Source organism: Glaciimonas sp. PCH181, assembly GCF_003056055.1.
Taxonomy (GTDB): Bacteria; Pseudomonadota; Gammaproteobacteria; order Burkholderiales; family Burkholderiaceae_D; genus Glaciimonas.
The window spans coordinates 60,112-72,784 of record NZ_PYFP01000006.1 but is presented as its reverse complement, the minus strand read 5'-3'; the positions used below and the strand labels follow the sequence as shown (position 1 = coordinate 72,784).

The 12,673-nt window shown below is 50.6% G+C and carries 12 protein-coding genes and 1 tRNA gene; 5 read left to right on the top strand and 8 right to left on the bottom strand.

The genetic code is table 11. From position 1 onward, the window contains the following. The first annotated feature begins 127 nt into the window (after window positions 1-127). The 5 genes from C7W93_RS23450 (at window position 128) to C7W93_RS23430 (ending at window position 4,862) form a co-directional block, all read left to right on the top strand. On the top strand, window positions 128-751 hold the full coding sequence (locus C7W93_RS23450) for a DUF2889 domain-containing protein (protein WP_108442758.1): 624 nt from the start codon (window positions 128-130) through the stop codon (window positions 749-751). Window positions 752-824: 73 nt separating this feature from the next. Then, window positions 825-2,015, top strand: coding sequence for an ADP-forming succinate--CoA ligase subunit beta (sucC, locus tag C7W93_RS23445; protein WP_225870028.1), 1,191 nt, complete (start codon window positions 825-827; stop codon window positions 2,013-2,015). 100 nt (window positions 2,016-2,115) lie between these two features. Next, window positions 2,116-2,997, top strand: a complete 882-nt coding sequence (gene sucD / locus C7W93_RS23440; protein ID WP_108442756.1) for a succinate--CoA ligase subunit alpha — start codon at window positions 2,116-2,118, stop codon at window positions 2,995-2,997. A gap of 295 nt (window positions 2,998-3,292) precedes the next feature. Continuing rightward, window positions 3,293-4,066 (top strand): Stp1/IreP family PP2C-type Ser/Thr phosphatase, encoded by a 774-nt coding sequence (locus C7W93_RS23435; RefSeq protein ID WP_108442755.1) that lies wholly within the window; start codon window positions 3,293-3,295, stop codon window positions 4,064-4,066. A 184-nt stretch (window positions 4,067-4,250) separates the two neighbouring features. Continuing rightward, window positions 4,251-4,862: an FHA domain-containing protein gene (locus C7W93_RS23430; RefSeq protein WP_108442754.1), complete on the top strand. Its 612-nt coding sequence runs from the start codon at window positions 4,251-4,253 to the stop codon at window positions 4,860-4,862. 64 nt (window positions 4,863-4,926) lie between these two features. On the opposite strand, the gene ychF is transcribed toward C7W93_RS23430, so the two are convergent. From ychF to C7W93_RS23390, 8 genes are all read right to left on the bottom strand, one after another. Next, window positions 4,927-6,018: a redox-regulated ATPase YchF gene (gene ychF, locus C7W93_RS23425; RefSeq protein WP_108442753.1), complete on the bottom strand. Its 1,092-nt coding sequence runs from the start codon at window positions 6,016-6,018 to the stop codon at window positions 4,927-4,929. A gap of 213 nt (window positions 6,019-6,231) precedes the next feature. After that, the gene (gene pth, locus C7W93_RS23420; protein ID WP_108442752.1) at window positions 6,232-6,819 is read right to left on the bottom strand and encodes an aminoacyl-tRNA hydrolase; all 588 of its coding nucleotides are present in this window, start codon (window positions 6,817-6,819) and stop codon (window positions 6,232-6,234) included. A 302-nt stretch (window positions 6,820-7,121) separates the two neighbouring features. Continuing rightward, window positions 7,122-7,733: a 50S ribosomal protein L25/general stress protein Ctc gene (locus tag C7W93_RS23415; RefSeq protein WP_108442751.1), complete on the bottom strand. Its 612-nt coding sequence runs from the start codon at window positions 7,731-7,733 to the stop codon at window positions 7,122-7,124. 112 nt (window positions 7,734-7,845) lie between these two features. Then, window positions 7,846-8,799, bottom strand: coding sequence for a ribose-phosphate pyrophosphokinase (locus tag C7W93_RS23410; RefSeq protein WP_108442750.1), 954 nt, complete (start codon window positions 8,797-8,799; stop codon window positions 7,846-7,848). 201 nt (window positions 8,800-9,000) lie between these two features. Then, window positions 9,001-9,077, bottom strand: a tRNA-Gln gene (locus tag C7W93_RS23405). A 78-nt stretch (window positions 9,078-9,155) separates the two neighbouring features. After that, on the bottom strand, window positions 9,156-10,019 hold the full coding sequence (gene ispE, locus C7W93_RS23400; protein WP_108442749.1) for a 4-(cytidine 5'-diphospho)-2-C-methyl-D-erythritol kinase: 864 nt from the start codon (window positions 10,017-10,019) through the stop codon (window positions 9,156-9,158). A gap of 85 nt (window positions 10,020-10,104) precedes the next feature. Then, window positions 10,105-10,752 carry an outer membrane lipoprotein LolB gene (locus tag C7W93_RS23395; protein WP_225870018.1) on the bottom strand — a complete coding sequence of 216 codons (648 nt, stop codon included), beginning with the start codon at window positions 10,750-10,752 and terminating at the stop codon, window positions 10,105-10,107. Further along, window positions 10,749-12,542, bottom strand: a complete 1,794-nt coding sequence (locus tag C7W93_RS23390) for a tetratricopeptide repeat protein (protein ID WP_108442748.1) — start codon at window positions 12,540-12,542, stop codon at window positions 10,749-10,751. Before C7W93_RS23390 ends, C7W93_RS23395 begins: the two co-directional genes overlap by 4 nt. Window positions 12,543-12,673 lie beyond the last annotated feature (131 nt).

The window sequence follows — 12,673 nt, the reverse complement described above, 5'->3', positions numbered from 1 at the left end:
ATTATTGCAATGCACACAAACTCACCTATTCCGGCCAGCTGTGCTACACTTTTGTGGTTTTTGCAGACCGCAGGAGCGGTAGTTATCATAGAAACTGTGATAACGCGACGCAAATCAGACCATCAAAATGTCTCTATTACCCTCTACTTCCCGCCGGGCGCTACAGCATACGCGCACCATACAAATCGACGCGTTCATACGTGAAGACGGCTTATGGGAGTTAGACGCGCACATTACCGATATCAAAGCCAATGACCTTAAGCTTGCCCGCGGCATATTGCCTGCTGGCGAGCCTGTGCATAGCCTGTGGCTGCGTATCACTTTAGATCACCAATACATCATTGTTGCCGTTGAAGCGAATTCCGAGGCGGTGCCTTATCCCGGGAGTTGCAATACAATCGCGCCCGCCTATAAGCAATTGGTCGGTTTAAGTCTTTTAAAAGGTTTTCGTGGGATGGTGAAAGCGCGCATTGGGGGCGCTTTGGGGTGCACGCATTTAACCGAATTGGCGCAGATATTACCCACTGCAGCAATTCAGGCATTTTCGCACGAGCCAGAAAGTAACGGCATCAGGGCGGTTGATACAGAGGGCCAAAAGCCATTTCAGATTGATAGTTGCCACGCATTACGCAGTGATGGCGCAGTTGTCGCACAGTATTATCCAAGGTGGGCAGTGCATAACCCGATTGCACCAATCGCCACGCCGGTGCCACCAGAAACATCAGCTCCACCAGAAAAAGAATCCAGTTAGGGTCATGTAGTTTTTGTAATGTATTTGTATTTCTAAGTGCGTTTTATCTAGTCCAACCAGCAAGTTAATTTAAATCAGCGTCAGAAGGGAAGCTCGCATGAAAATCCATGAGTATCAGGGCAAGGAAATTCTCCGCAAATTCGGAGTAACAACACCACGCGGTATTCCGTGTCTGAGCGTCGATGAGGCAGTTAAAGCTGCTGAAACGCTCGGCGGTTCGGTTTGGGTCGTAAAGGCACAAATCCACGCAGGTGGTCGCGGTAAAGGCGGCGGCGTGAAAGTTGCTAAATCGTTGGAACAAGTCCGTGAATACGCGAACGAGATTCTCGGTATGCAACTGATCACGCATCAAACTGGCCCAGAAGGTCAAAAAGTGCGTCGTTTGCTGATCGAAGAAGGCGCTGACATCAAGCAAGAGCTATACGTCAGTATGGTGACTGATCGGGTTAGCCAACGCGTGGTGCTGATGGCATCAAGCGAAGGTGGTATGGACATCGAAGAAGTTGCCGAAAGCCATCCAGAAAAAATTCATCAAGTCGTTATCGATCCATCGACCGGATTGACAGACGCTGATGCAGACAGCATTTCAGCAAAAATCGGCGTACCAGCGGGTTCTATCGCGGACGCTCGGGTGCAATTGCAAGGTCTTTACAAAGCCTATTGGGAAACTGATTGCTCATTGGCCGAAATCAATCCATTGATCGTCACCGGTTCGGGCAAAATCATCGCTCTGGATGCCAAGTTCAATTTCGATCCAAACGCGTTGTATCGTCAACCGGAAATCGTTGCTTATCGCGATCTGGACGAAGAAGACCCAGCGGAAATCGAAGCATCGAAATTTGATCTGGCGTACATCTCGCTCGACGGTAATATCGGTTGCCTGGTGAACGGTGCCGGTCTAGCGATGGCAACGATGGATACCATCAAATTGTTTGGCGGTGAGCCAGCCAATTTCCTGGACGTGGGCGGCGGCGCTACTACTGAAAAAGTAACAGAAGCGTTCAAGATCATGTTGAAGAATCCGGGCCTGAAGGCGATTCTGGTCAACATTTTCGGCGGCATCATGCGTTGCGACGTTATCGCTGAAGGCGTTATCGCCGCATCGAAAGCAGTTTCATTGAACGTGCCACTGGTTGTGCGCATGAAGGGTACAAACGAAGAAATCGGCAAGAAATTGCTGGCAGAATCGGGCTTGCCTATCATTGCTGCCGACAGTATGGAAGAAGCCGCGCAGAAGGTTGTTGCTGCTGCTAACGGTCAATAATCGTTGTGAATTTAGCGTGCGAATGGCGTGACTGCGGTGCAAATTTTGCATCCGTTTGCATCCATTCCATAGCGCTCAAAAATTAAGGCAAGGAACAAACATGTCGATCCTGATCAACAAAGATACAAAAGTTATCACCCAAGGTATCACCGGCAAAACCGGTCAATTCCACACGCGTGGTTGTCGTGATTATGCCAATGGCAAAGAAGCTTTTGTCGCTGGTGTCAACCCGAAAAAAGCGGGTGAAGATTTCGAAGGCATTCCTATTTTCGCGAGTGTTGCTGAAGCCAAAGCGGCTACCGGCGCCAACGTTTCTGTGATCTACGTACCGCCAGCAGGCGCTGCCGCAGCGATCTGGGAAGCAGTTGAAGCGGATCTGGATCTGGCGATCTGCATCACAGAAGGTATTCCTGTACGCGATATGCTGGCACTGAAAGACCGCATGGCAAAATCTGGCAGCAAGACATTGCTGTTGGGCCCAAACTGCCCAGGTCTGATTACACCAGACGAAATCAAAATCGGTATCATGCCAGGCCACATCCATAAAAAAGGCCGTATTGGCGTGGTGTCGCGTTCGGGTACTTTGACTTACGAAGCAGTCGGTCAATTGACAGCATTGGGTCTGGGACAATCGTCAGCAGTCGGTATCGGCGGCGATCCTATCAATGGTCTGAAACATATCGACATCATGAAGATGTTTAACGACGATCCTGATACCGATGCGGTCATCATGATCGGTGAAATCGGCGGTCCGGATGAAGCGAATGCTGCTTACTGGATCAAAGACAACATGAAAAAGCCTGTCGTCAACTTTATCGCTGGTGTGACTGCACCTGCCGGTAAACGTATGGGTCACGCTGGTGCGTTGATTTCCGGCGGCGCCGATACAGCACAAGCTAAACTCGACATCATGGAAGCTTGCGGTATCAAAACCACTAAGAATCCATCTGAGATGGCACGTTTGTTGAAGGCTATGCTGTAATTCAGCAGACTTTCCATAGAGTAACTTAGATGTAATAAAAAGAGGCTTCGGCCTCTTTTTTTCGTCTGCAATAAAGTTCGGGTCGCGTATGTTGAGAGTGTAAATAAAGCTGGGAATAGGATTGCAAAACGGGCGCGCACCAAGATTATTTTTTCTGAGCAATCTATTTGAAGGTCTCGGGGGTATGTCGCCGACCAATCACAGCGTGTTTATCTTGCCGTCCTCGTAGTAACCAACGAAAATACTGACAGTCAGTACTCACCGCACGTAAACATCCTTTTGATCGCCACTGATAATGTCCAGCCATTTACGATTTGAATTTTCTTTCCAGACTGATGTTGGCAAGATGCGCGCCGAGAATGAAGACGCCATTGCGGTCAGCACAGCATTGCAACTGGCGATTCTGGCAGATGGCATGGGCGGCTACAACGCTGGGGAGGTCGCTAGCAGTATCGCTGCCACCACGATTCAAAGCGCGATGGAGCATTACATGCGTGACAATCCGTATACGCATCCGGATGATCAGCCCGCAGTCCGCCGTCTATGCTTGACGCAATCAGTCCGAAAAGCTAATACAGCCATCATCGAAGCGGCCCGACAGCAACCGGAATATCGTGGCATGGGGACTACCGTGGTGGTGGCTTGGTTTCAGCAAGATTGTGTGAGCGTGGCGCATGTTGGTGATTCGCGGGCGTATGTGTTGCGCGGCGGTGAAATGGAGCAATTGACGCGCGATCATTCGCTGGTGCAAGAGCAAATCGCAGCTGGCGAGTTACGGCCCGAACACGCGTCGTTGGCGATGCATCGCAATGTGATTACCCGCGCTGTTGGCGTAAATCATCAACTCACGGTCGAAGTGCATGAGCATCCCTTGCAGGCGGAGGATATTTTTCTACTATGTTCGGATGGATTGTCGGATCGCTTATCGACTAGAGAGATGATCGGCATTATTCAGGCCGCAAATGGCGATTTAGAAAGCGCTTGTAACGACCTGATTCAAGCCGCAAATGCGGGCGGCGGTCAGGATAATATTTCTGTAATATTAATAAAAACTGTGAACGTCAGTTAATTTTAAGTGAGGCAAGTCAGGGACGAAGAGGTTTTGCACGCAGGAAATAATGCTAAATGGAATGGGAGTGTTGCGGCATTTTTTTCAGACGGAGAAAATGCAAAATACTTTGTAGCAGTCGGTTGATAAAGGCGTCTAAAATAGCATTTTGTCTGTCGTCCCTCACATACCAAGGAAGATAGGAATGGCGAAGATCATCTTAACTAAAGGTGGCAATGTAGTACAAGAGATGGCGCTTCACAAGGAGCGCACTACCATAGGCCGTCGACCTCACAATGATTTGGTGATCGATAATCCCGCTATCAGCGGCGAACATGCCGCCATTATTACCGTCTACAACGACTCGTTTCTCGAAGACCTTAACAGTACCAACGGTACGCAGGTTAACGGGCATCCGATTACTAAGCATTTTCTGCAGCATAACGATGTTATCCAGATGGCCGATTACAAATTGGTCTATCTGGTCGATTCAGATCAGGACATCAAGGACAGCCGCCCAAAGATGTTTCCGATACCCCGTCCGGATGCGGTCATTACCGTGCTAGACGGTGCCAGTTGCGGCAAAACGATGCTATTAACCAAGGTGCTGACAACCATAGGGCGTCCAGGTATCCAGGTTGCCATCGTGACGCGCAGACCGCATGGTTACGAATTGACGCATGTTGAGGGAAATATTTATACCCGCGTCAACGGCGTACCCCTGAGTGTTGGGGCACGTCCGTTGCAGGATGGAGACATTATTGATATCGCAGGAACGACGATGAAGTTTTCCTGGAATCCGGTGGCGAGTTTTTAAGCCCCGCCATCGGTGTGATAAAACAGAACAACAGCAGAAATATCAGACGTAAATCAGACGTAAATCAAACGTTAAACAAGAAGTTTAGAACGTCGCCATCTTTCACCACATATTCCTTGCCTTCAGCGCGCATTTTTCCGGCTTCCTTGGCACCAGCTTCACCTTTGAATGCGATGAAATCTTCGTAAGCGATAGTCTGCGCGCGGATGAAGCCACGTTCGAAGTCGGTATGAATAACGCCCGCTGCTTGCGGACCGGTATCGCCGACGTGGATAGTCCACGCGCGCACTTCTTTTACACCAGCGGTGAAATACGTTTGCAGGCCGAGTAGTTTAAACGCAGCGCGGATCAAGCGATCCAGACCGGGTTCTTCCATGCCCATATCGGCTAAAAATTCATGTTTGTCTGCCTCGTCCAAATCGGAGATTTCAGATTCAATCGATGCACAGATAGGTACCATCGGCGCGTTTTGTGAGGCTGCGTAAGCAGTTAATTGATCTAGCAACGGGTTGTTGGTGAAGCCGGTATCCGAAACGTTGGCAACGTACATCGCTGGTTTAGCGGTAATCAGGCAGAGCGGCTTGATCAGGGCCATTTCTTCAGCGTCCAGACCGCAAGCGCGCACTGGCTTGGCTTGGTCCAATTCCGGCATCAAACGTTCTAGAATCGCGACCAACTTAGCGGCATCTTTGTCGCCCGAACGCGCTTTTTTATTTTCGCGATGGATGGCTTTCTCAACTGTGCCCATGTCGGCTAATGCCAACTCGGTCTGAATGACTTCAATGTCATCCAATGGGCTGACTTTTCCGGCGACGTGGATGACGTTGTCATCTTCAAAGCAGCGCACCACGTTGACGATTGCATCGGTTTCGCGGATGTGAGCCAGAAATTGGTTGCCGAGTCCTTCACCTTTGGATGCACCGGCAACCAAACCGGCAATATCAACAAACTCAACCGTAGCTGGCAGAATCCGCTCAGGCTTGACGATGACGGCCAACGCCGCCAACCGTGGGTCTGGCACCTCAACCATGCCGACGTTCGGCTCGATGGTGCAGAAGGGGTAATTTTCTGCTGGAATGCCTGCTTTTGTCAGCGCATTGAAGAGGGTGGATTTGCCAACGTTAGGGAGGCCGACGATACCGCACTTGAGACTCATGATATTTACTTTGCAAGAGATAGATAGAATTAACCTGGTATTTTACCGGAAGCGGCCAATTGTTCTGTTTCTAAATCAAACTCGCCCGTTGTTGTCTGGGTTGGCGATCTTGATGTCAGGCTTGGGTGATGGATGTTAAAAGTTAAAGCGACGCAATTTATGCGGATGTCATTGCATCAGTTTGCTGGCATTTTGCATTCGGAAAGCGTCTGCTTACGCCGCCTTAGTATGCAAACGCATCGTCGCTTCTGAAAATTGTCCTTCGCACAGCAATGGAATTACTTTGAGGCTATCCGCGATGGCTTCGTCCAGTAGCGGCTGCTCTTCTTTGCGTGGTCGGTGCAATACAAAATCGGCGACGCCCTGTTGCAAATTGAGCGTGCGCGGATGGCCGATGCCGATGCGCAAGCGCCAATAATCTTGCGTGCCGAGCGCTGCGGTGATGTCTTTTAAGCCGTTATGACCGCCGGATGAACCGCCTTTTTTAAGTTTGGCGATTCCTGGCAGCAGATCAAGTTCATCATGCACCACCAGTACTTCGTCCGCAGTAATTTTATAAAAGTGTGCAAATGCGCCGACCGACTGGCCGGAGCGATTCATGAAGGTTTGGGGCTCCAGCAGCCAGACTTCTTGCGCGTTAATGCGTGTTTTAGCCAGCAACGCCTTGAAGTCAGCCTTACGTTGAAGGCTACAACCCAAGTCTTGCGCCAGATTGTCGACTAGCCAGAAACCGGCGTTATGACGGGTTTGTTCGTATTCCGGGCCGGGATTGCCGAGGCCGACGATGAGGCGAATAGACATGAGTTTCCGAATAAAGCGTAATGATGTTTTGAGGCGATAAAACCTAAAATGCGTTATTGCGTCGCGTAAATGCTGCACGTTAGCGTTTGATGCGCCTTATTTAGCGCTGACGATGCGGTGCCAATGCGCGGCAAACTGGCTAGATTATGCGGATGTTGCGTTTTCTCGTCCACTTTTGATGGTAAAAAGGATGAGGGTAATGACTATGCATGTCTAAAATTGACGCAACAATAAAAAACCCGCCACGAAGGCGGGTTTTTCGTGCCACAAAATGTGCTGGCGAATAGTACGTTACTGGCTAATTACTTCTTTTCAGCGGCTGGTGCAGCTGCGGCGACTGGCGCTTCAGCTTCTACTTTACCAGCTGGGATCGCTGCAGTAGCGACGGTCAGATTTTCTTGGCTGACAACTGTTACGCCGTTAGGCAGTTTCAGGTCGGCCAGGTGGATCGAGTGACCGACTTCAAGAGCGGCCAGATCAACTTCAACGAACTCTGGCAAATCTTTTGGCAAGCATGAAATGTCCAGGTCAGTCAAAACGTGGCTGATGATACCGGCCGACAATTTCACTGCTGGGGACACGTCTGCGTTGACAAAGTGCAGTGGCACTTTAACGTGGATTGCTTGAGTCGCGTCTACGCGTTGGAAGTCAGCGTGCAGCACCAATTGTTTGTACGCGTGGACTTGGAAGTCGCGCAACAACACTTTTTGGACTACGCCGTCAATTTCCAGATCCAGGATCGACGAGTGGAATGCTTCTTTTTTCAACGCGTGGTAAAGCGCGTTGTGGTCTAGCGACAGATTAACTGGCGCTTCTGTACCGCCGTAGACGATAGCAGGTGTTTGGCCGGCAATACGCTGGCGGCGGCTCGCTCCGGTCCCCAGGTCTTTGCGTACAAATGCGATAACTTTCATTTTTAAAGCTCCAATATTGCAAAACTTGCGTCTTGCGGTAAAAATCCCCCGCGACCAGAGGATTTAAGTATGTCTTTGTGCAGGGAAATCCCACATCAAAGGTTCTACATTCTTACGATTCAGCGAATAGCGACATGACTGAATCGCCCTTGCTAATACGTTTAAAGGTTTCAGCCAGCAATTCCGCGCATGACAACTGGCGAATTTTGCTGCAGGCTTTTGCTTCGGCGGTGAGCGGAATTGTGTCGATCACCACGAGTTCGTCTAACGGCGAGTTGGCAATGCGCTCAAGGGCAGGGCCGGATAATACCGGGTGCGTACAATAAGCCACGACTTTCTTCGCGCCACGTTCTTTCAATACTTCAGCTGCTTTGGTCAGGGTGCCGGCGGTATCCACCATGTCATCCATAATCACGCAGTTACGGCCTTCGACTTCACCAATGATGTTCATGACTTCCGACACATTGGCTTTTGGACGACGTTTGTCGATGATAGCCAGATCGCAGTTCAGGCGTTTTGCCAGTGCGCGGGCACGTACGACACCGCCTACATCTGGAGAAACAACCAGCAAATCGTCATAGTTCTTGCTGACCAGATCGCCCAACAAAATTGGCGACGCATAGATGTTATCAACCGGAATATCGAAGAAGCCTTGAATTTGATCAGCGTGCAGATCCATAATCAGGACCCGTTCAACGCCGGCTTCTTGCAGCATATTGGCAACTACTTTGGCTGAAATCGCCACACGCGCTGAGCGTGGACGACGATCTTGCCGTGCGTAGCCAAAATAAGGAATCGCCGCAGTGATGCGACCAGCAGAAGCGCGCTTTAGTGCATCGACCATTAGCATGATTTCCATCAGGCTATCGTTGGTCGGTGCGCAGGTCGATTGCAGAACGAAGACGTCTTTTCCGCGCACGTTCTCGTTGATCTCAACTGCTATTTCGCCATCAGAAAACTTGGTGACGTTAGCTTTGCCCAGCGGAATGCCGAGCTGTTTGGCGACTCCAATAGCTAGTTCCGGGTTTGCGTTGCCGGTAAAAACCATAAGGTTTTCGAGTGCCATGGAGATCCCTGAGTACAGTCGTTAAAAAGTTGAAAAGCCGACAATGCCCGACTGTGACAGTCTTGCGTTGGCGGCTTATTTTTTGTATCGTCGTGTTTTGCGCGTCACTATCGGCTAATTGCTGCCAGATAGCTTGCTGGTTTCTTTTAATACTTGGTGTTACTTGTTTTGTACTATCACGGGATAGTACTGAAAACTTAATGGCAGGGGAGGAAGGACTCGAACCTTCGAATGCTGGAATCAAAATCCAGTGCCTTAACCAACTTGGCGACTCCCCTACGCAACTTATAGCCTGTCATGATCAATCGCTATGTTAGCAATTGTCTTGCATTCATGACCAGCGAATCGGGTGCAGATTATAGCAAATCTTTTAAAGGATGGAAGCTAATTCCTTTCGCTTTCCAACTTTTCCAGTGCTGAGGTACTAACTTCAGTACTTCGTCTGCTTGTTTTTCTTGCGCGAAGGCACAAAAAACGCATGCACCGGAACCGGTCATTCTTGCATCTCCGTATGTCTCTAGCCAATTAATAGCTTCGGCAACAGCGGGAAAAAGTCTGGCGGCAACGATTTGTAAATCATTCTTTCCGAAGCAATTCTGATGCCCTGAAAAGTCCGCTATTTTGACTAATTTTGTGTCCCGTGTCAATTCTTCTGACGAAAAAATTAACGATGTCGGAATTTGAACACCCGGCTCTATGACGATGTACCAGCAATCCGGGGTTGCTACGGGTTGTAAGGATTCGCCGATACCCTCGGCGAAAGCGTTCTGGCCAAAGATGAAAAAGGGCACATCAGCCCCTAATTGCAAGCCAATTGCCATCAATTCAATGCGGCTGAAGCCAGCATCCCATAGCTGGTTTAGCGCGATCAAGGTGGTCGCCGCATCGGAGGAGCCACCGCCCAGACCGCCGCCCATCGGCAATATTTTGTTAATAGTGATGCTGGCACCGGGGATTTTGCGGCCTGTCTTTTGCTGTGCCGCAGCCTGGAGCAGCTTTGCTGCCCGCACAATCAGGTCGGTTTCTGCCGGAACGCCGGGGATATCGGACATTCGCTGGATCACGCCGTCATCGCGTGTTTCGAAATCCAGCATATCGCCGTGGTCGAGCAACTGAAATACTGTTTGCAGCAAGTGATAACCGTCCGGTCGCCGCCCGTTAATGTGTAAAAAAAGATTTAATTTAGCGGGGGCGAGGCAGTTATTGAGCGAACGTGACATAGAAAATTCGATGGTAAGTTTTGACGAGTGCGGGCAATAACAACGATTACTTCCGTTGCAATCAAGTTGACTGCAGCGAAAGTGGTCAGTGCGCTTGTGCGCTATCGATCACGATACGGATGGCAACCTGACCTGCTTGCTCGGTATTGCGCGACAGGTCGATACGTTTCGGATAGCTGCCGGCGATGCCGCTGGAACCGTCTACGGTTTGCCAGCCGACATATTGCAATAGCCAATGATCGGCTGTCGTAATATTGCTTGCGCTGCTGTCGCTCGCCGGACTGAGATTGAAGCGTTTGCCATTGGCGTCTGCACCAAAGCCTTGCAGCCAGTCACGCAGGCCAGCGATGGGCAATGGCCAGCCTAGCGTTTGAGCCGTCAGCATGTCGACATCGGCCGCAGTGCGTAACGGTTGCCCCGCTTGATGCAGCGTGGATTGTTGCGGGGTGATATCAATGGTTGCCAGAGTTTGCCCTAAAGGGGACAGCACGGTGACGATTGTATGATCGCTGGTTTGCGACCAGGTGAAACTACCATGCACGGCTTGTTCTTTGCCATCCTGTTGATAGCGCACCGATAAGCGTCCACTCAAGTCAATCACCTGATGATATTCGCGCTGGCTGGTGCTGGTAACGGCTGCATTCGGCGTGGATGGCTGGTTGAGGCTGGCGCAACCGCTGATCGCCAGAGTAAAGGCGATCACCGCGCTGATGCCGACTATCTTGCGCATCATAGGTTGACACGCAAACGCGCCAGCGTGTTGTTCAATGACGCATTTTTAGGGTCTTTCGCCTTCACTTCGCGCCATAGTTTTTGGGCTTCGTCTTTTTGGCCCTTTGCCCACAAGACTTCACCCAGATGCACGCCGATTTCGACATCCGGCAACTTGGTATAGGCTGCGCGCAAGTTGGCTTCTGCCTCGGTCAGATTGCCTAGTCGGAATTGGACCCAGCCCATGCTATCCATAATAAATGGGTCTTGCGGTGCCAGCGATAGCGCTTTTGTGATGAGCGTCAAAGCTTCCGGCAGTCTGACGTTACGATCGGCCAGTGAATAACCCAGTGCGTTATAAGCTTGCTGACTGTTTGGCGCTAGCGCGATCAGTTTGCGCAGAGACGATTCCATCACAGGGATGTTGTCGAGTTTTTCTGCCACCATCGCGTAGTCGTACAATAAATCGGGATTTTTGGGGTAGTGTTTGAGTTCCACTTCCAATACTCGCAGCGCTTCGATGTTGCGATTCGCGTCGCGTAAAAATTGTGCGTCAACTTGCGCCACCTGAACTTCTTCGGCTTCGCCATTAGCTTCGATTTGCGCAAGAACTTGTCTGGCGCCGTCAACATCGCCGCGTTTGGCGATTAATTGCGCCCGACGGAGTTGTGTTTCGAAATAGGCTTCGCCGGGGCCGACTTTGGCCAGCCACTTCAGTGCGCCATCGATATCATTGCGTTCAGCGGCTATCTGGGCAAGAATTTGCAGCGCTTGGGTATTGTCACGATTTTCATCGGGATGCGCGGCCAGTTCATCGACGTAGGCAGTCAAATATTTTTCGGCCATTTTAGTGTCGCCGATTTGTGTGTTGAGCAGGCCTAACGCCAATAGCGTGGTCAAATCCTGTTTGTCGGTCTTGAGTAAAATTTCAAACTGGCTGCGCGCCAGATCGTAATCTTTTTGTTCGACCAGAATACGGGCATACGCGATCCGCACTTCACGCGCTTTCGGATGACCTTTCAGAAAATCGGTTAGCGCCCTCTGAGCGACTATTTTGTCTGGCGCGACTTGCGCAACTGTCAAAATAGCGAGTTCGGAATCCGGTTTTATTTTCAACGCCAGATTCGCCTCTTCAACTGCACGTGCGCTGTTGCCATTGGCAAAAGCGGCTTGCGCTAGTGCCAGATGCGCTTCAGACATCGTCATATACGGGGCTACGACCGCTTCCAGTACTGCCATGGCGGCGGGCTTGTCTTGCGCCCGGCTGAGTAATCGCTGCACCTGAAACATCATTAATCCACGCGTTTGCGGTGTCGCTTCTCGGACCCGCTGCTCAAACAGCGGCTGCGCTTCAGTCAGATTGTTGGCCAGCATCAGAAAGCCTAGGTAATACTGGGTCGCTTCTTCTGAATCCGGGGCCAATGTATGCCATAGACGAATCGCTACTAATGCATCGCCTGCCTGTTTGCCGCTGAGTGCCATTTCGGCAGCGCGGCGTGCAAGGCGGGGATCGCGTGTCTCTTGTGCAACGCCCATCAAAGTGACATAGCCGGACTGCCAGTTACCGCGCTGAAAGGCGATTTCCGAGCTGACTACTTTGAATAGAATTTCACCGCTTAGATTGACTGACGGCAAGTGCTCTTCGGCGGTCTTGCCAGCGATATTGGTTTTAACGTCATCTGATTTGGCGGCGGCGGTTGCGCTTTGATCGGCGGGCGTATCTTTGGTCCCACTGGTGCTATTGGTTGGCGCCAGGCCTGCACATGCAGACAACAAGGTCGAGAGCGTTACAATGGCAAGAGCTTTTTTCAAGGCATTATCCTGATGGGCAAAGCGGATTTATAGGGCTGTTCTAAGATTGCTGACGGAACTCAGCTTGGCTGAGTCCGGGATTTTTAACGTAATCCTGATTTTACGCCCAACGCGCTTGGAATGTGCGACTG

What these genes read in the sequence shown, in the direction of transcription:
- C7W93_RS23450 (WP_108442758.1), top strand. Translation starts at nt 128, where the DNA reads ATGTCTCTATTACCCTCTACTTCCCGCCGGGCGCTACAGCATACGCGC.
- sucD (WP_108442756.1), top strand. Translation starts at nt 2,116, where the DNA reads ATGTCGATCCTGATCAACAAAGATACAAAAGTTATCACCCAAGGTATC.
- C7W93_RS23435 (WP_108442755.1), top strand. Translation starts at nt 3,293, where the DNA reads ATGTCCAGCCATTTACGATTTGAATTTTCTTTCCAGACTGATGTTGGC.
- C7W93_RS23430 (WP_108442754.1), top strand. Translation starts at nt 4,251, where the DNA reads ATGGCGAAGATCATCTTAACTAAAGGTGGCAATGTAGTACAAGAGATG.
- ychF (WP_108442753.1), bottom strand. Translation starts at nt 6,018, where the DNA reads ATGAGTCTCAAGTGCGGTATCGTCGGCCTCCCTAACGTTGGCAAATCC.
- pth (WP_108442752.1), bottom strand. Translation starts at nt 6,819, where the DNA reads ATGTCTATTCGCCTCATCGTCGGCCTCGGCAATCCCGGCCCGGAATAC.
- C7W93_RS23415 (WP_108442751.1), bottom strand. Translation starts at nt 7,733, where the DNA reads ATGAAAGTTATCGCATTTGTACGCAAAGACCTGGGGACCGGAGCGAGC.
- C7W93_RS23410 (WP_108442750.1), bottom strand. Translation starts at nt 8,799, where the DNA reads ATGGCACTCGAAAACCTTATGGTTTTTACCGGCAACGCAAACCCGGAA.
- ispE (WP_108442749.1), bottom strand. Translation starts at nt 10,019, where the DNA reads ATGTCACGTTCGCTCAATAACTGCCTCGCCCCCGCTAAATTAAATCTT.
- C7W93_RS23395 (WP_225870018.1), bottom strand. Translation starts at nt 10,752, where the DNA reads ATGATGCGCAAGATAGTCGGCATCAGCGCGGTGATCGCCTTTACTCTG.